This is a genomic window from Acidovorax sp. GW835-FHT14G06 (genome assembly GCF_058793595.1).
On record NZ_JBXAGA010000012.1, the window covers coordinates 120,183 to 137,309 of the forward strand.

Consider the following 17,127-nt stretch of genomic DNA (forward strand, 5'->3'; position numbering starts at 1 on the left):
GTAGCTACCAGCGCATGATTCACCAGCGCTACAGCCTGTTTTTATTCAAAACCTCCGCACTACCACCATGAACGCACTCCTCTCCGTCTCTGACAAGACCGGCATCGTCGAATTCGCGCAAGCGCTGCACGCGCTGGGCATCAAGCTCTTGTCCACCGGCGGCACAGCCAAGCTGCTGGCCGACAAGGGCCTGCCCGTGACCGAAGTGGCCGAGGTCACCCAGTTCCCCGAGATGCTCGACGGCCGCGTGAAGACGCTGCACCCCAAGGTGCACGGTGGCCTGCTGGCCCGCCGTGAGCTGCCTGAACACATGGCGGCATTGAAGGAACACGGCATCGACACCATCGACCTGCTGGTGGTCAATCTCTACCCCTTTGAAGCCACCGTGGCCAAGGCCGGTTGCACGCTGGCCGACGCCATCGAAAACATCGACATCGGCGGCCCCGCCATGGTGCGCAGCGCCGCCAAGAACTGGAAGGACGTGGGCGTGATCACCTCGGCCGATCAGTACGAGGCCGTGCTGGCCGAGCTGAAGGCCGGCGGCAAGTTGAGTGACAAGCTGCGCTTTGCGCTGTCGGTAGCAGCGTTCAACCGCATCGCGCAGTACGACGGCGCCATCAGTGACTACCTGTCGTCCGTCACGTTCGAAGAAGAAAAGCTGTCGGAAACCTATGTGCCTGCGCGCACCCAGTTCCCCGGCCAGAGCAACGGCATCTTCACTAAGGTGCAGGACCTGCGCTACGGCGAAAACAGCCACCAGCAGGCCGCGTTGTACCGCGACCTGTACCCCGCGCCTGGCTCGCTGGTCACCGGTGTGCAGCTGCAGGGCAAGGAGCTGAGCTACAACAACATCGCTGACGCTGATGCTGCCTGGGAATGTGTGAAGAGCTTTGAAGCCGCCGCTTGCGTGATCGTCAAGCACGCCAACCCCTGCGGCGTGGCCGTGGGCCTGGATGCATTGAGCGCCTACAGCAAGGCCTTCCAGACCGACCCCACCAGCGCCTTCGGCGGCATCATCGCCTTCAACCGCGTGGTTGATGGCGCGGCGGCTGCCCAGGTGAGCAAGCAGTTTGTCGAAGTGCTGATGGCGCCAGATTTCACCGCCGAGGCGCTGGAGATCTTCAAGGCCAAGGCCAATGTGCGCCTGCTCAAGATCGCGCTGCCCGCCCACGGTGGCAAGACCGACTGGGAACGCGGCCGCAACGCCATGGACGCCAAGCGCATCGGCTCGGGCCTGCTGCTGCAGACGGCGGACAACCACGAGCTGTCGCTCATCGACCTCAAGGTCGTGACCAAGAAGCAGCCCACGCTGGAAGAAATGGAAGACCTGCTGTTTGCCTGGAAGGTGGCCAAGTACGTCAAGAGCAATGCCATCGTCTTCTGCAAGGGCGGCATGACCATGGGCGTGGGCGCAGGCCAGATGAGCCGCCTGGACTCGGCCCGCATCGCCAGCATCAAGGCGGGCCATGCTGGCCTCACGCTGCAGGGTACCGTGGTGGCCAGCGACGCGTTCTTCCCCTTCCGCGATGGCCTGGATGTGGTGGTGGATGCGGGCGCGACCTGCGTGATCCAGCCCGGTGGTTCCATGCGCGACAACGAAGTGATCGATGCCGCCAACGAACGTGGCGTGGCCATGGTGTTCAGTGGTGTGCGCCATTTCCGCCACTGAAGTGCCGCTGATTCGCTCCGGTCTTGTTCTCGAGCATTAGCATGCACCGCGACGATGAGAGCCCGCCACCCCGGCCCCGCTGGCTCAAGTGGGCACTGGTGGTGTTCATGGCGCTGGTGGTGTTGGGCATGCTCAACCTCGGCTGGCGCATGCTGCAGCCTGGCCCGAGTGCAGCGAGTGCAGCAAGTGCTGCGAGTGCAGCCCAGAGCGCATCCGGGGGCGGCAGCTCTGCCACACAGCCTTCTGCATCAGCTGGGCTTCGCCTGGTGGAAGCATCGGATTGCCTGCGCTGCCACGGCATGGAACGCTACTACGTAGGCCCGTCGTTCCAGGAGATTGCGGTGCGTTATCGCGACCGTGCCGACGCGGTGGACTATCTGGCCCGCAAGATCCGCAACGGCAGTGTGGGCGAGTGGGGGCGCACCGTGATGCCGCGCCACCCGCAGGTGACCGAGGCCCAGACGCGCGAGATGGCGCAGTGGCTGGTGTCGCTGCCGGTGCCTCCAGCCGCTGCACAGAGCGCGCGGGCGGCAGAGGCCGCCTCAACCCCCCGCTGATGGCGGCAGCCGCCGGGGCTGGATGTCCGCTGGGGCTCAGGACCCAAAGCTCATCGGCAGGCCCACGTAATTTTCCGCCAGCGACACCGAGGCCGCACGTGAGTGCACCAGGTAGTCCAGCTCGGCCTCCTGGATCTTCTGACCGAACTCGCCCGTCTCTGGAAAGCGGTGCATCAGCGAGGTGAACCACCACGAGAATCGCTCTGCACGCCACACGCGGCGCAGGCAGCGGTCAGAGTAGGTGTCGATGCCTACGGACGATTTCTCGTTGTAGAACTCGGACAGCGCGGTCCACAGATAGCCCACGTCGCTGGCAGCCAGGTTGAGGCCCTTGGCGCCGGTGGGCGGCACGATATGGGCCGCATCGCCTGCCAGGAACATGCGACCAAACCGCATGGGCTCGGCCACAAAGCTGCGCAGCGGGGCAATGCTCATCTCCAGCGCCGGGCCGGTCACCAGGTTGGCGCGGGCCTCGGGGTCCAGGCGGTTGCCCAGTTCGGTCCAGAACTGGTCGATGGTCCAGTTCTCGACCTTGTCGGTGGTGGGCACCTGTACGTAATAGCGGCTGCGGGTGGCGCTGCGCATGCTGCACAGCGCAAAGCCGCGCTCGGTGTTGGCGTAGATGAGTTCGTGCGACACCGGTGGCACGTCGGCCAGCACGCCCAGCCAGCCAAAGGGGTACACGCGCTCGTAAGTCTTGAGCAGATCGGCCGGCGCGCTGGCGCGGCACACGCCGTGGTAGCCGTCGCAGCCCGCGATGAAGTCGCAGGCCAGCTCGTGGGTCTGACCATCCTTCTCGTACGTCACGCGCGGGTGCTGTCCGTCAAAGTCGTGCACTTGCACGTTCTGTGCGTCGTACACGGTGGTCAGGCCTGCCGCCGCGCGCGCGTCCATCAGGTCGCGGGTGACTTCAGTCTGTCCGTACACCGTCACGCGGCTGCCGCCGGTCAACTCGTGCAGGTCGATGCGGTGGCGCTGGCCCTTGAACAGCAGCTCGATACCGTCGTGGGGCAGGCCCTCGGCATGGGCCCGGGCACTCACGCCCGCCTGGTCCAGCAGGTCCATGCAGACCTTCTCCAGCACCCCGGCGCGAATGCGGCCGAGCACGTAGTCGGGGCTGCGCTGTTCGATGACGACGGCGTCAACGCCGGACTTGTAGAGCAACTGACCGAGCAGCAGGCCGGCGGGGCCGGCACCAATGATGGCAACCTGGGTGCGCATGGAAAACCTCTGGGAATGGGAAGTGGGGGGTGGGGGGATACCGAAAACCAGTGGCCTTGAGCGTAGGTTGATCCAGATCAAAGCGATATCCGGTGATGCCGATTGCGTGCGATCAATCGATGCTTTGTGCGATGATCGCGCAGTCTCCGGGGTGGTTGGCGTCTGCAACCCCTGGCCGCCAGTGCGCTGGGCTGCTGCGGGGTCCCGTCAGCCCCGTTGTCTCAGCCAGTCCAATCAACCAGCACTTCATACCTCAGCCCATGACCTCCACCCCCATCGCCAAGGCAGACTTCATCGAAGGCATGGCCAAAGGCATGGCCGTGCTGGAGAGTTTTGACACCGAGCGCCAGCGCCTGAATGCCACGCTGGCGGCGCAGCGCACCGGCCTCACGCGCGCGGCAGCGCGGCGGCACCTGTTGACGCTGGCGCACCTGGGGTATCTGGAGACGGATGGCAGCTACTTCTGGCTGGCGCCCAAAGTGCTGCGGTTTTCGGGCAGCTATCTCGCTTCAGCGCGTTTGCCCCGTGTACTGCAGCCCACGCTGAACCGGCTGGCGGCGCAGACCCAGCAGTCGTTCTCGGCGGTGGTGTTGGACGGGGACGAGGTGGTGATCGTGGCACGCAGTGGCGTGTATGGCGCGCCATCGCGGGTGCTGGCCTATGGCTTGCACCTGGGCGCGCGGCTGCCGGCCCACCCTACGTCCACCGGCCGCGTGTTGCTGGCGGCGCTGCCCCCGGCGGAGTTGACCGCCTGGCTCAAGAACCGGCCCTTGCACCGCCTCACGCCCCAAACCATTACGCAGGTAGGCCCGCTGCGGCAGGTGATCACCAAGGTGCGGCGCGACGACTATTGCCTGGCCGTGGAGGAGCATGAGTTGGGCGTGCACGCGCTGGCCGTGCCGCTGCGCAACCTGCAGGGCCACACGGTGGCTGCGCTCAACGTGGTGGCATCGCCCAAGCAGATGGACGAGGGCAGCCTGCAGCGCGACATGCTGCCGCTGCTGCAGGATGCAGCCCGTGAGCTGCGCGGACTGCTGTGACTGTCTGCCGCAAGCCTCGTCGCCATGAAAAATGGCCCTCGTGAGGGCCATTCAGTGCCAAATTGGCAGGAAGCGCTAGTGCAATTTGCGATGTCAGCTATTATTTTGAGAGCGTCTTGAACACTTCGCGCGCAGCAGCCACGGTGGCTGCCACGTCGTCGGCGGTGTGGGCGGCGCTCACAAAGCCCGCTTCATACAAGGCCGGTGCAATGTAGATGCCCCGATCCAGCAGACCGTGGAACAGCTGGTTGAAGCGCGCGCTGTCGGTTTTCAGCACCTGGGCATAGTTCTGCGGCAGTTCGGGCAGCAGGAAGAAGCCAAACATGCCACCCTCGCAGTCACCGCAGAACGGCACGCCTTCCGCCGTGGCAGCGGCTTGCAGGCCATCGACCAGCGAGCGGGTGCGGGCCGACAGCGCATCGAAGAAGCCGGGCTTTTGGATCTCGCGCAGCGTGGCCAGGCCACAGGCCGTGGCCACCGGGTTGCCCGACAGCGTGCCCGCCTGGTACACGCCGCCCAGCGGCGCGAGGTGTTCCATGATGGCGCGCGGGCCGCCAAAGGCCGCCAGCGGCATGCCTCCACCGATCACCTTGCCCAGCACGGTGATGTCGGGTTGGAAGCCGGGGATGCTCTTGGCGTACACGCTTTGCGCGCTGCCCAGGGCCACGCGGAAACCGGTCATCACTTCGTCCAGCACCAGCAGCGCACCGTATTCGGTGCACAGCTCGCGGCAGCGCTGCATGAACGGCACGCTCGCGCGCACCAGGTTCATGTTGCCCGCGATAGGCTCGATCATCACGCAGGCCAGCTCCTTGCCGTGCAGGGCAAAGGCTTCTTCCAGCTGGGCGACGTTGTTGTATTCAAGCACCAGGGTGTGCTGCACCACTTCGGGCGGCACGCCCGCGCTGGTGGCGTTGCCAAACGTGGCCAGGCCCGAGCCGGCCTTGACCAGCAGCGAGTCGGCATGGCCGTGGTAGCAGCCTTCGAACTTGATGAACTTGCTGCGGCCCGTGGCGCCACGGGCCAGGCGGATGGCGCTCATGCCCGCTTCGGTGCCCGAGCTGACCAGACGAATCATCTCCATGGACGGCACCAGGCTCAGGATCTCCTCGGCCAGCTCGACTTCGCGCTCGGTGGGGGCGCCAAAGCTGAAGCCTTCGAGCGCAGCCTTCTGCACCGCGTCGAGCACGGCGGGGTGGCCGTGGCCAAGGATCATCGGGCCCCAGGAGCCGATGTAATCAATGAAGCGCTGGTCGTTCGCATCCCAGAAGTAGGCGCCTTGCGCGCGCTTGACGAAGCGGGGTGTGCCTCCGACCGCCTTGAAGGCCCGCACGGGCGAATTCACGCCTCCGGGGATCAGCGCCTTGGCGCGTTCGAACAGGGGAATATTGAGATCAGTGCTTGGTGTCATGGGGTGGCATCACAAAACCCTCCAGGGCCTGTGTTTCATCAATCGTGGTTTCTTCTTCGTCGGGGTCGGTCTCGTCGTCCTCAGGCTGTGCCCAGAACATGCGGTCGGGCACGATGTGCCCCATGCCGGGGCGAAAGCCCGCGTCCAGGCAGCGGTCGAGGTAACCCAGCGCTTCGCTGGTGGCTTCTCCCAAGTCGTTGCCGCTGGCCACCAGGGCAGTGAGTGCGGCCGAGAGCGTATCGCCCGCGCCCGAGAAGGTGGCGTCAAACAGCTCAAACTTGCCACTGCCCAGCACGGTCTGCGGCGAGGCCAGTACGTTCTCGACGAACTGCTCGGGCAAGGGGATGCCAGTGACCAATGTGTAGGGCACGCCCATCTCGGACGCTGCGCGGGCAATGTCCCGGGCGGTGGGGCTGCGCTCGCCCGTCCAGTCCGGCAGCAGCCAGCGCCACAGGGTGCTGTGGTTTCCAACCAACACCGAGGTCTGGGGCAGCAGCAGCTCGCGGAAGGCGTCGAGGTACTCGTCGATCAGCTCGTCACGCCACCAGGACAGGTTGGGCATGTAGGCGATCACGGGGACTTCGTCATAGTCGGTCGTGATCTCGGCAATGGTGCTGATGTTCTCGGGACTGCCGACAAAGCCGACCTTGATGGCCTGTACTGGCAGGTCTTCCAGCACGGCACGCGCCTGCTCGGAGACGGCCTCGTCGTCGAAGCTGAAGTGGTCAAAAATCTGAGCGGTGTCGCGGGCATAGGCCCCGGTCACCACGGCAATCGGGTGCCCTCCAACCGAGGCGATGGTGGTGATGTCGGCGGTCAGTCCGCCGGCTCCGCTGGGGTCGCTGGCATTGAACACCAGCACACAGGCCGGGCTCGCTTCCTCCGCGTCATCGTCGTCAATATCTGGGATTTCGGAGAGGGGAAGGGAGGCTTTGGTGGTCATGGACCAGATCCTGCTGGAGGGGTGGCACGGAAGCTGCAGGCCGCAGAGATCACTAGATACAATCGTTGCATTCTATGTGAAGGCCCTTTAAGCTGTGACCGACTTTAAAACTTGGATGTGTTTGATTTGCGGCTGGATTTATGACGAAGCTGAGGGTTCTCCCGAACACGGCATTCCACCCAACACGCCATGGGATCAGGTCCCGATGAACTGGACCTGCCCAGAATGTGGCGCCCGCAAGGAAGATTTCGAGATGGTCCAGATCTGAGGCGCTCCAGCACCATTCGCTGCTGCGTTGTTTATTTTCTCCATCGGGAGCAGTGACAATTGACTACAACAGGCGCATCTTTCAAAGTGCTCGTGGTGGATGACAGCAACACCATCCGTCGAAGCGCCGAGATTTTTCTCAAGCAGGGGGGGCACGAAGTCTTGTTGGCCGACGACGGCTTTGATGCTTTGGCCAAAGTCAACGATTACCAGCCTCAGCTGATTTTCTGCGACATCCTCATGCCCAAGCTCGACGGGTACCAGACCTGCGCCATCATCAAGCGCAACGCCCGTTTCGCAGATACCCCGGTGGTAATGCTGTCCTCCAAGGACGGCGTGTTCGATAAAGCGCGTGGGCGCATGGTCGGCTGCCAGGAATATCTCACCAAGCCGTTTACCAAAGACCAGCTGTTGCAGGCAGTGCAGCAGTTTGGCAATTCCCAACAAGGAGCCATGTAATGCCCATTCAGAAAGTATTGGTCGTCGACGACTCGAAGACCGAGTTGATGTTTTTGACGGACCTGCTTCAGAAAAAAGGCATGCAAGTCCGTACCGCAGAAAATGCCGAAGAGGCGTTTCGCCGTCTGGCCGAAGAGAAGCCTGATCTCATCCTGATGGATGTGGTGATGCCAGGCCAAAACGGTTTTCAGCTCACGCGTGCCATCACCCGCGATCCCCTTTACGCTGATGTGCCCATCATCATGTGCACCAGCAAGAACCAGGAAACCGACCGTGTCTGGGGCATGCGCCAGGGTGCGCGCGGCTACATTACCAAGCCGGTGGACCCCGCAGAGCTGCAGGCCAAAATTGACGCTCTGAACTGAGGCAGCGGCGCGCTCATGGCAAACCGCGAAGCCCTACGGGAGCTCCAGACCCGACTTGCCAGCCGTTTGCAGGCTGCAAGGTCCGAAGGTACGTCTGTGTCCTCCTGGCTGGCTGTAGAGTCCGCCGGGAATTTCTATTTGCTGCCCCTGGGGCAGTCTGGGGAGATTTTCCCCTGGGCGTCGGTGCAGGCGGTGCCTTACACCCAGAGCTGGTTTCTGGGCGTGGCCAACCTGCGAGGCGGGCTGGTGGGTGTGGTGGATCTGGCTGGTTTGCTGGGCTCTACCGCGCCACGCACCGAGCAAGCCCTGTCCGAGGCCAGTCTGCTGGCTTTCAATGCGGCGCTCGACGTCAACGCTGCGTTGCTGGTGGACCGCCTCGCTGGTCTTCGCGGCACGGATGCGTTTGTATCGTCCGAGCCGCCCGCTGAGGATTCGCCCAGCTTCTTCGGCACCACCTATATCGATTCCAGTGGCACACGCTGGCAGGAGCTGAACTTGCAGATCCTGTCCCAACATCCCGCTTTCCTGAGCATCAGTGCTTGAGTTTTTCTGTAAGGCTGCACCATGTCCGTCGTCAATCAATTTGGAAAACTGTTCAACCGGAAACCCGCCACGCCTGACACTGGCGCAGCCACCGGCACGACCGACGATGGGCAGGATCTCCTGGCCACCGGAGCACTGGATGGTTCGCAACTGCGCGACTCCTATCAGGCTGAAGCCATGAACAGCGTCCAGGGCGATCCCGACGGCTACACGCCCGAACTGACCGCGCCTGAGGCCGAAGAAGACCTCATCAGCCTGCCCCTGCTGGGCCGCTCGACCGCTGCTGGCCATCAGCGCCGTCTGCTGGCGCTGCTGGCCGTGGGTGTGGTGGTGCTGGCTCTGATCGCTGGTTGGGTGCTGCAGCAGGCCGACCGTTCTGCACAACAGCTCGCGGCTACTGGCCAGTCGCTGATGCAGTCGCAACGTCTTGCCAAGTCGGTGTCGCAAGCGCTGGTGGGTAGCCCACAAGCCTTCCCGGACGTGGTGGAAAGCTCTGGCGTGCTGGCTCGCAACGTGCGGGCCCTCAATGCCGGTGACAACGAACTGGGCGTACAGTCGTTGGGAGAGCCCTTCAAGCCCGATCTGGATGCCGTCAATCCGCTGATGGAGCGCGCCGAGCGCAACGCCAGCGTGGTGATGGGCCAGCAAAAGATTCTGACGCAGGTGGGTGACGCTCTGCGTACCATCAACCGCCAGTCGTCCGACCTGCTGGAAATCGCTGAAACGGTCTCCTCGCTCAAGCTGCAACAGAACGCCCCTGCGGCCGAAATCTCTGCTGCAGGCCAGCTGGTGATGCTGACGCAGCGTATTGGCAAGTCCGCCAACGAATTCCAGACCATGGAAGGCGTGAGCCCCGAGGCCGTGTTCCTGCTGGGCAAGGACTTGAACTCCTTCAAGGAAATTGCACAAGGCCTGCTGGAAGGCAGCCCTGAGTTGCGCCTGTCAGCCACCAAAGATGCGCAGACCCGCGAGCAACTGGAAGCCCTGATCAAGCTGTACGAGCAGACCCGCACCCAGGCGAGCGCCATTCTGGGCAACCTGCAAGGTCTGGTGTCTGCCCGTGAGGCACAGTCCGCCATCATTGCCGACAGCGAACCGCTGCGCCGCCAACTGGAAGGTCTGCAAACTAAGCTGTCTGCACAGACCGGTCTGGGCGCCGGCCAGTTCGCCGCCCTGGCGCTGGCAGGCTTGTTCGTGCTGCTGTGCGGTATCGGCATTTCGCGCGTCCAGCTGCTGGACAGTCGTGGTCGCCAGGCAGCTGCTGAAAACCAGCAACGCGACGCCAAGCGCCAAGAGCAGGAAGCCAAGCGCGTCAACGACGCCAACCAGGCCGCCATTTTGCGTTTGATGAACGAACTGCAGTCGGTCGCTGAAGGTGACCTGACGCAAGAAGCCACCGTGACGGAAGACATCACCGGCGCCATTGCCGACTCTGTGAACTACACGGTGGAAGAGCTGCGCCAGCTCGTGGGTAGCGTGCAGAACACAGCGACCCGTGTGGCACAGACGACCGCCCAGGTGGATAACACTTCGACCGAACTGCTGGCGGCATCGACCGAGCAGCTGCGCGAGATTCGCGAAACCGGCCGCTCCGTTCTGGACATGGCAACCCGCATTAACGAGGTGTCCACGCAGGCGCAAGAGTCCGCCACGGTGGCCCGCCAGTCGCTGCAAGCTGCGGACTCGGGTCTGCAGGCCGTGCAAAACGCCATCGGCGGTATGAACTCCATCCGCGACCAGATCCAGGACACCTCCAAGCGGATCAAGCGCCTGGGCGAATCGTCTCAGGAGATCGGTGAAATCACCGAGCTGATTTCCGATATTACCGAGCAGACGAACGTGCTGGCTCTGAACGCTGCCATCCAGGCAGCATCCGCCGGTGAGGCCGGTCGCGGCTTCTCGGTGGTGGCGGAAGAAGTGCAGCGTCTGGCTGAACGTTCGGCCGATGCGACGCGCCAGATTTCCGCCCTGGTGAAAGCCATTCAGACCGACACCCAGGACGCCGTAGCCGCTATGGAACGCTCCACGCAGGGTGTGGTGGAAGGAGCCCGACTGTCCGACAGCGCCGGTACCGCGCTGACCGAGATTGACCGCGTGTCGCGCCGTCTTGCCGAACTGATTGAGCAAATTTCGTCTTCGACTTCCCGGGAAGCTGTTCTGGCCAACGAAGTGGCCGACAACATCCAGCACATTTTTGCGGTGACCGAGCAGACGGGTGAAGGTACTCGCACCACAGCGCAGCAGGTGCGCGAGCTCTCGCACATGGCTGAAGAACTGCGCCAATCGGTGGCACGGTTCAAGATCGCCTGACGCAGCAGTTAGTCATCAACCAGCTGGCTCATTGCAGCCGGGGACGAATCCATGTCATCTATTGATGTCAACAATGCACCGGCCGCCGACGGGACCCAGGGAGATCAGGACCTGGGTCCTTTGGCTTGGGTGCTTGACGAGCTGCGCAAATCGCTGGACGGTGCTGTCAAGGCGATGCGGCGCTTTGTGCGTGATGCCGAGGTAGCACGCGAGTCTGATCTGGCGGCGCTGGACGCTGGACCCCTGCGCATTGCGCGCCAGCAACTGCACCAAGCCTGTGGTGCGCTGGAAATGGTGGGCATGGGCCCTCCGGCGCTGGTGTTGCGGTCCATGGAATCGGCGGTGCAGAAGTTTGTCCAGCGCCCCGAAACCTGCAGCGATGACGCTGCCGCAGTGATCGAGCGCGCCAGTTTTGCACTGATCGAATACCTGGAAACCGTGCTGGCGGGCAAAGCCGTATCGCCCGTGGCCCTGTTTCCACAGTACCGCGATGCCCAGGCATTGGCAGGCGCTGACCGTGTTCATCCCGCTGACCTCTGGCCGGTGGAGCGCCGTTTCCGCGAACCTGAAGGCGCGGTGTCGCGCCCACCTCTGCCCTACGGTCCCGAGGCGCGGGCGCGGCTGGATGCGGCGGTGCTGCGCATCGTCAAATCGGGGGACCTCAAGGCTGCCCTGAGCTTGCGCGACACCTGCCTGGGTTTTGTGGCCGCACAAACAGATCGGCAAGCGCGTGCGTTCTGGAAAATTTGCGCGGGTTTCTTCGATGCGTTTGGCTCGGGCCTTTTGCCGCCAGATGTGTACGTCAAGCGCGTGGCATCCCGTGTGCTCATGCAGTACGCCACCTTGGCCAAGGGCGATCCGACGATCGCCGACCGGCTGGTGCAGGACCTGCTGTTCTTCTGCTCGCAGGCCAAGGTGGCCGATCTGGCAGAGGACGCAGCGCCCTCATTGCGTGCTGTCCGTCAGGCCTTTGCGCTGGACCGCTTCAAGCCGGTGGACTACGAGACTGCCCGCTTTGGACGTTTTGACCCGGCGGTGTTGACGCAGGCGCGCAAGCGCATTGCCTCGGCCACGGAAACCTGGTCTGCCCTGGCGGGTGGTGACCGAAACAAACTCAAGCCCGCTGCAGACCAGTTCAGCCTGGTGTGCGATTCGCTGCGCAAGCTCCACCCGGGCAGCGAAAACCTGGCGCAGGCGTTGACGCGTGCCCTCGATTCGACCACCCGATCGGGTGAGCCCCCGTCGCCCGCGTTGGCGATGGAAGTGGCCACCTCCGTGCTGTACCTGCAGGCAGCTTTTGAAGAGCTGGACACTGCAGACGAACAGATGGAAGCCCGCGCTAGCCGTCTTGCAGAGCGTCTGGATGCGGTCACGGCGGGCGCCGAGCCCGAACCCCTTGAACAATGGATGGAAGAGCTGTACCGCCGGGTCAGCGACAACCAGACCATGGGCAGTGTGGTCGACGAGCTCAGGGTGACCTTGGGCGAGGCCGAAAAGGCCATGGACCAGTTTTTCCGCAATCCCAAGGACACCGGTGTGCTGGCGACCGTGCCAGGGCATCTTGCGCAGATGCGCGGCGTGCTGTCGGTGCTGGGTCTCGATCAGGCATCGCTGGCCGTGGTTCGCATGCGCGACACGGTGGAGCGCCTGCTGATCAACGAGGTGCCCGAAGAAGAACGCCAGCGCGCGTTTGAAAAGCTGGGCAACAGCCTGGGCGCATTGGGTTTCCTGATCGACATGCTGAGCTACCAGCGCACCATGGCGCGCAAGCTCTTTGTGTACGACGAAGAACTGGGCGAACTGCGCATCCTCATGGGCAAAACCCGTGCGCGCGCATCCGATGCCGTGGAAGAAGCGCCGGCCAAGCTGGAAGAGCGTTCTGACACCGTAGTGCCTGACGTGATTCCCCGCTTTCCGGTGCCGGAGCCTGTCAGCGAGCCCACGGACTTTGCGCCTTTCCCTGATTTTGAGCCGACCCCTGCGGCCGATGCCAGCGTGGCGGCAGAGCCTGCCGACCTGGCCCCGGACATATCCTTTGACGTCTCAACCGCTGCCACGCCGGTACCGACGGAAGCTTCCTCTCCGGTGGCTGCGCCAGCTGCAGTGCCCGATGTCGAGGATGAACTGCTCGACGTGTTCCTCGAAGAGGCGCGCGAAGTGGTGGTCAACGGCCTGGCTGCCATTGAGCAGCTGCGGGGTGAACCCGGTGACCTGAGCGAGCAGACCACACTGCGCCGTGCGTTCCATACGCTCAAGGGCAGCTCGCGCATGGTGGGGCTGAACGACTTTGGCGAAGCAGCCTGGTCGATGGAGCAGGTACTCAACGTCTGGCTGGCCGAACAAAAACCCATGCAGCCTAGCTTGCTGCAACTGTCCACCGATGCACTGCATGCCTTCAGCAACTGGGCAGATGACATCGCTGCAGGCCGCGCGACGGGTTGGGACCCTGAGTCCTTCCGCCGGTCTGCCGACGCCATGCGCCTGGACGGCACGCTGGTGCCGCTGGTGATGCCATCGGGTGGCGGTATGGCGCCTGAACCCGTGGTGCCCCACGCCGCGCCGGAGCTTGGCGAGGCGGCGCCAGAGCCGGTGGCTGCACTTTCCGCCGAATCGCTCGACGACGAACTGACGGTTCCGGATTTTCAGGCCACCGAGATTTCGGAGCATGTGCCCGAACAGCCCGTCGAAACCGCCAGCGCTGCGCCGGAGGTGGCCGAGGAGATCGACTTCTCGGTGTTCACTGCCGCACTGAACGAGTCCGCTCACGAACCCGCGCCCGTGGTCGATCCGTCCAACGTGGACTTTGTACTCGATCTGGAACTGCCTGATCTGGAGCCTGCGTCGGCCGCGCCGCCCGCGCACGAGATTGCTCATGCTGACCCCGTCGATGCGCTGTTGCTGACAGAGGAGTTGGTGCTCGATGCTGCTGATCCGCAGGATGTGGTGAGTGCCGATGCTGACATCCCGTCGGATGGGTTGGAAGCCCTGGACGTTGCCGAGCTGGAAAGGCTGCTGGAGGCCGAGTCTGCCGAGGCGGCCGAATCGCTGGCACCCGCCGCTGACGCAGTGCCAAGCGCTGAGGCACTTCCGCTGGACGCTGGTGTGGATGTGTTGCCTGCTCAAGAGGTGTCGAATCTGCTCGACGCCCTGCCGCAGGAAGAAGGCGGCAGCGACGATGCCGTCAAGGTCATCGACACGCTGCGCATTGGCATACCGCTGTACAACGTGTACCTGAACGAGGCAGATGAATGGTCGCGTCGCCTCGTGACCTGTTTGCAGGAGTGGGCGCTGGAACTGCACGAGCCGCTGCCTGACGTGGCCGTGGCCCTGTCGCACTCACTGGCTGGCAGCTCTGCCACCGTGGGCTTCACGGCCTTGTCCGAAATGGCCCGCGTGCTGGAGCACACGCTGCAGCATGTGCAGCTGCAATCGGGCGGAACCCAGGAGCAGGCTGCAGCCTTCATGGCGGCGGCGGAAGACATCCGCCGCCTGCTGCATCAGTTTGCTGCGGGCTTCCTCAAAGAGCCCAGCCCGGAAGTGCTGGCCCAACTGCGCCAGATTCTGGAAACGGAGGTGGTGAGTACCCAGTCTCCACCCGAGGAAGATGCGCAGGCCTATCTCGACGCCGCAGAACAGGAAGCCTTCGCAGCACCTGTGGCTGAAACGATCTCTGCACCCGAGCCTTCGGTGGACAGTCTCGCGACGGATGCAGAGCCAGAAGCCGAGCCTGCCACCCCTGTTGTACCCGCACCGGTGGTCGGCCACGTGGCGCCCGCTCTGTCTGCGGTGATCCATGATCACGATCAGCACGTTGACGACGCCATCGCGCACGCCATCGCCTCGATCCCGGATGCTGACGACGATATCGATGCGATCGACGTCATCGACCCCGACCTGTTCCCCATCTTTGAGGAGGAGGCTGCCGAGTTGCTGCCGCAGCTCGGTGGAGCGTTGCGGCAATGGGCCTCGCGCCCAGACAACCTCAGCGCCCGTAGCGAAGTGTTGCGGGCCCTGCACACGCTCAAAGGCAGCTCCCGACTGGCTGGGGCGATGCGTTTGGGCGAAATGGCCCACCGGCTGGAGTCTGCGATCGAGCAGCTGGACGCAGAAACTGTCACTGCCGACCAGATCGAGCCATTGCAAGCAAGCTTCGACGGGTTGCAAGCCAATTTCGATGCACTGCGCGCGATTGGTCAAGGGCCCGCCGATACGGTGGTTGCCCTGCCGGTCGAATCTGCGCCCGTGGCTCGCGCGCACTTGGCCGAAGCGGCAGAGGCCTCCGTACCTTCGGCTGCAGCACCTTCCGTCAAACCGCTGGCGGTGACCGCCCCGGCCGTACGTTTGCCGGGGCCCTCCCAGTTGGCGCCTCTCCGGGTCGCGGCCAACCAGTCGGTCCGCGTGCGCGCGCAGCTTCTGGACCGTTTGGTCAATCAGGCGGGCGAGGTGATGATCAGTCGTTCGCGCCTGGATGCACGCCTGGGGCAGTTCCGCAGCTCGCTCAGCGACTTGTCAGGCAACCTGGACCGCTTGCGTCAGCAATTGCGCGACATCGAGGTGCAGGCCGAGTCCCAGATGCAGTCGCGCCTGGCACTGTCCAAAGACTCTGCGGCAGGCTTCGATCCGCTGGAGTTCGATCGCTTCACACGGGTGCAAGAGCTGACCCGCATGATGGCCGAGTCGGTCAACGACGTGGCCACGGTGCAACGCAATCTGCAACGCGCCATGGAAGGCGCCGAAGACGACCTGATCGCCCAGGGCCGTCAGGCGCGTGAACTGCAGCGCGACCTGCTGCGCACCCGCATGGTGGAGTTCGAGGGCATTGCCGAACGGCTGTATGCCGTGGTGCGCCAGGCCTCCAAGGAAACCGGCAAGCAGATCAAGCTGGACATCACCGGCGGCTCCATCGAAATGGACCGTGGCGTGCTGGACCGCATGACCCCTGCGTTCGAGCATTTGCTGCGTAACTGTGTGGCCCATGGCATCGAAGATCCCGAGGTGCGGGTGGCTGCGGGCAAGCCCGCGTCCGGCACCATCACGGTCGATCTGCACCACGAAGGCAACGACGTATCGGTCGAGTTCCGCGATGACGGGGCGGGCCTGAACCTGCCGCGCATCCGCGAAAAAGCCCTGTCCCAGGGCATCGTGGAACCCGGCGTGGAACTGAGCGATGCCGACGCTGCCAACCTGATCTTCATGCCGGGTTTCTCGACGGCCTCCGAGGTGACTGGCCTGGCAGGTCGTGGTATCGGCATGGACGTGGTCCGCGCTGAGATCAACGCCCTCGGCGGCCGTATCGAAACCTCTACGGAGGCAGGCAAAGGCGCTGCATTCCGCATGGTGCTGCCATTGACCACAGCGGTGACGCAGGTGGTGATGCTGCGCTCGGGCGATCTGGCGATTGGCGTTCCGGCCAACGTGGTCGAAATCGTCCGCCGCACCTCGGCCCCTGATCTTGCAGAGGCCTACCGCACCGGCGTGTTTGACGACGGCATGGAGAAGATCCCGTTCTTCTGGTCGGGAGCCCTGCTGCAGTCCTCCACGCGCAGCACCGAGCCAGCGGGCAAGACCCGTCCGGTGGTGATCTTCCGAAGCGCTGCCCAGCGCATTGCCATGCACGTGGACGAAGTGCTTGGCAACCAGGAAGTGGTGGTGAAGAACCTGGGGCCGCAGCTGTCCCGTCTGCCGGGTCTGGCGGGCATGTCCGTGCTGGCGTCGGGTGCCGTGGTGCTTATCTACAACCCGGTGGCCTTGGCGACCGTGTATGGCGACCAGGTGCGTGCGGCCAGTGCCGACATGGCACCAGCGCCCGACACCCCCGCCGCAGGCGGCACGGGTAAGGCCGTCGTGTCTCAGCAGTTGTCGGGACCGAGCCAGGTGCCGCTGGTGCTGGTGGTGGACGATTCCATCACCGTGCGCCGCGTGACGCAGCGTCTGCTGCAGCGCGAAGGCTACCGTGTGGCTCTGGCGGCCGATGGCCTGCAAGCGCTGGAGCGGCTCCAGGAGGAGCGCCCGACGGTGGTACTGTCCGACATCGAAATGCCCCGCATGGACGGGTTCGATCTGGCGCGCAATATCCGTGCAGATGGCGCCTTGCGCGAGCTGCCCATCATCATGATCACCTCGCGCATCGCTGAAAAGCACCGCGAGCATGCGATGGAGCTGGGTGTGAACCACTACCTGGGCAAGCCGTACTCGGACGAAGAACTGTTGAGCCTGATCCAGCACTACGCCCGCATTGCTGCGGCTGCTGAGGTCTGACGCCATGCAGGTCCACCCCCGACCCTGCGAGTCAGCCTGGGTCGGGGGGGCTCATTTGTTGCCTTCCCGTGCGCCCGGTGCGTG

Annotated in this window: 12 protein-coding genes; 9 read left to right on the top strand and 3 right to left on the bottom strand. The window is 64.0% G+C overall.

Features of this window, described 5'->3' with window-relative positions; all coding sequences use genetic code 11:
- Positions 1 to 67 precede the first annotated feature (67 nt).
- Complete coding sequence (gene purH / locus AC1Q64_RS20265; RefSeq protein WP_291438015.1) at positions 68 to 1,669, top strand: bifunctional phosphoribosylaminoimidazolecarboxamide formyltransferase/IMP cyclohydrolase; 1,602 nt, start codon at positions 68 to 70, stop codon at positions 1,667 to 1,669.
- 41 nt (positions 1,670 to 1,710) lie between these two features.
- Positions 1,711 to 2,226: a c-type cytochrome gene (locus AC1Q64_RS20270; protein WP_492252575.1), complete on the top strand. Its 516-nt coding sequence runs from the start codon at positions 1,711 to 1,713 to the stop codon at positions 2,224 to 2,226.
- Between the two features lie 36 nt (positions 2,227 to 2,262).
- Here the strand turns inward: AC1Q64_RS20270 and pobA are convergent, their stop codons facing one another.
- Positions 2,263 to 3,447 (bottom strand): 4-hydroxybenzoate 3-monooxygenase, encoded by a 1,185-nt coding sequence (gene pobA, locus AC1Q64_RS20275; RefSeq protein WP_492252576.1) that lies wholly within the window; start codon positions 3,445 to 3,447, stop codon positions 2,263 to 2,265.
- A 260-nt stretch (positions 3,448 to 3,707) separates the two neighbouring features.
- Between pobA and AC1Q64_RS20280 the strand changes: the two genes are divergently transcribed.
- Entirely contained in the window at positions 3,708 to 4,487 is a 780-nt protein-coding gene (locus tag AC1Q64_RS20280) for an IclR family transcriptional regulator domain-containing protein (protein WP_291438018.1), read from the top strand.
- A gap of 100 nt (positions 4,488 to 4,587) precedes the next feature.
- Here AC1Q64_RS20280 and hemL read toward each other — a convergent pair whose 3' ends face one another.
- Both hemL and thiD read right to left on the bottom strand, forming a co-directional pair.
- Complete coding sequence (gene hemL, locus AC1Q64_RS20285) at positions 4,588 to 5,898, bottom strand: glutamate-1-semialdehyde 2,1-aminomutase (RefSeq protein WP_492252577.1); 1,311 nt, start codon at positions 5,896 to 5,898, stop codon at positions 4,588 to 4,590.
- Positions 5,882 to 6,841, bottom strand: a complete 960-nt coding sequence (gene thiD, locus AC1Q64_RS20290; protein WP_492252578.1) for a bifunctional hydroxymethylpyrimidine kinase/phosphomethylpyrimidine kinase — start codon at positions 6,839 to 6,841, stop codon at positions 5,882 to 5,884. Before thiD ends, hemL begins: the two co-directional genes overlap by 17 nt.
- Positions 6,842 to 6,956: 115 nt before the next feature.
- Between thiD and AC1Q64_RS20295 the strand changes: the two genes are divergently transcribed.
- Genes AC1Q64_RS20295 through AC1Q64_RS20320 form a run of 6 tightly spaced genes read left to right on the top strand, consistent with a single transcriptional unit; the run spans position 6,957 to position 17,043 of the window.
- Positions 6,957 to 7,109 (top strand): rubredoxin, encoded by a 153-nt coding sequence (locus AC1Q64_RS20295; RefSeq protein ID WP_165836572.1) that lies wholly within the window; start codon positions 6,957 to 6,959, stop codon positions 7,107 to 7,109.
- Positions 7,110 to 7,168: 59 nt separating this feature from the next.
- Positions 7,169 to 7,567 (top strand): response regulator, encoded by a 399-nt coding sequence (locus AC1Q64_RS20300; protein ID WP_005796099.1) that lies wholly within the window; start codon positions 7,169 to 7,171, stop codon positions 7,565 to 7,567.
- The gene (locus tag AC1Q64_RS20305) at positions 7,567 to 7,932 is read left to right on the top strand and encodes a response regulator (RefSeq protein ID WP_005796104.1); all 366 of its coding nucleotides are present in this window, start codon (positions 7,567 to 7,569) and stop codon (positions 7,930 to 7,932) included. Before AC1Q64_RS20300 ends, AC1Q64_RS20305 begins: the two co-directional genes overlap by 1 nt.
- A 15-nt stretch (positions 7,933 to 7,947) precedes the next feature.
- The gene (locus tag AC1Q64_RS20310) at positions 7,948 to 8,475 is read left to right on the top strand and encodes a chemotaxis protein CheW (RefSeq protein WP_492252579.1); all 528 of its coding nucleotides are present in this window, start codon (positions 7,948 to 7,950) and stop codon (positions 8,473 to 8,475) included.
- Positions 8,476 to 8,496: 21 nt separating this feature from the next.
- Complete coding sequence (locus AC1Q64_RS20315; protein ID WP_291438022.1) at positions 8,497 to 10,785, top strand: methyl-accepting chemotaxis protein; 2,289 nt, start codon at positions 8,497 to 8,499, stop codon at positions 10,783 to 10,785.
- A 51-nt stretch (positions 10,786 to 10,836) separates the two neighbouring features.
- A complete protein-coding gene (locus tag AC1Q64_RS20320) occupies positions 10,837 to 17,043 on the top strand; it encodes a hybrid sensor histidine kinase/response regulator (RefSeq protein WP_492252580.1) in 6,207 nt (2,068 codons plus the stop codon).
- Positions 17,044 to 17,127: the final 84 nt, after the last annotated feature.

What these genes read in the sequence shown, in the direction of transcription:
- pobA (WP_492252576.1), bottom strand. Translation starts at nt 3,447, where the DNA reads ATGCGCACCCAGGTTGCCATCATTGGTGCCGGCCCCGCCGGCCTGCTG.
- hemL (WP_492252577.1), bottom strand. Translation starts at nt 5,898, where the DNA reads ATGACACCAAGCACTGATCTCAATATTCCCCTGTTCGAACGCGCCAAG.
- AC1Q64_RS20305 (WP_005796104.1), top strand. Translation starts at nt 7,567, where the DNA reads ATGCCCATTCAGAAAGTATTGGTCGTCGACGACTCGAAGACCGAGTTG.
- thiD (WP_492252578.1), bottom strand. Translation starts at nt 6,841, where the DNA reads ATGACCACCAAAGCCTCCCTTCCCCTCTCCGAAATCCCAGATATTGAC.
- AC1Q64_RS20295 (WP_165836572.1), top strand. Translation starts at nt 6,957, where the DNA reads ATGTGTTTGATTTGCGGCTGGATTTATGACGAAGCTGAGGGTTCTCCC.
- AC1Q64_RS20310 (WP_492252579.1), top strand. Translation starts at nt 7,948, where the DNA reads ATGGCAAACCGCGAAGCCCTACGGGAGCTCCAGACCCGACTTGCCAGC.
- AC1Q64_RS20320 (WP_492252580.1), top strand. Translation starts at nt 10,837, where the DNA reads ATGTCATCTATTGATGTCAACAATGCACCGGCCGCCGACGGGACCCAG.
- purH (WP_291438015.1), top strand. Translation starts at nt 68, where the DNA reads ATGAACGCACTCCTCTCCGTCTCTGACAAGACCGGCATCGTCGAATTC.
- AC1Q64_RS20315 (WP_291438022.1), top strand. Translation starts at nt 8,497, where the DNA reads ATGTCCGTCGTCAATCAATTTGGAAAACTGTTCAACCGGAAACCCGCC.
- AC1Q64_RS20280 (WP_291438018.1), top strand. Translation starts at nt 3,708, where the DNA reads ATGACCTCCACCCCCATCGCCAAGGCAGACTTCATCGAAGGCATGGCC.
- AC1Q64_RS20270 (WP_492252575.1), top strand. Translation starts at nt 1,711, where the DNA reads ATGCACCGCGACGATGAGAGCCCGCCACCCCGGCCCCGCTGGCTCAAG.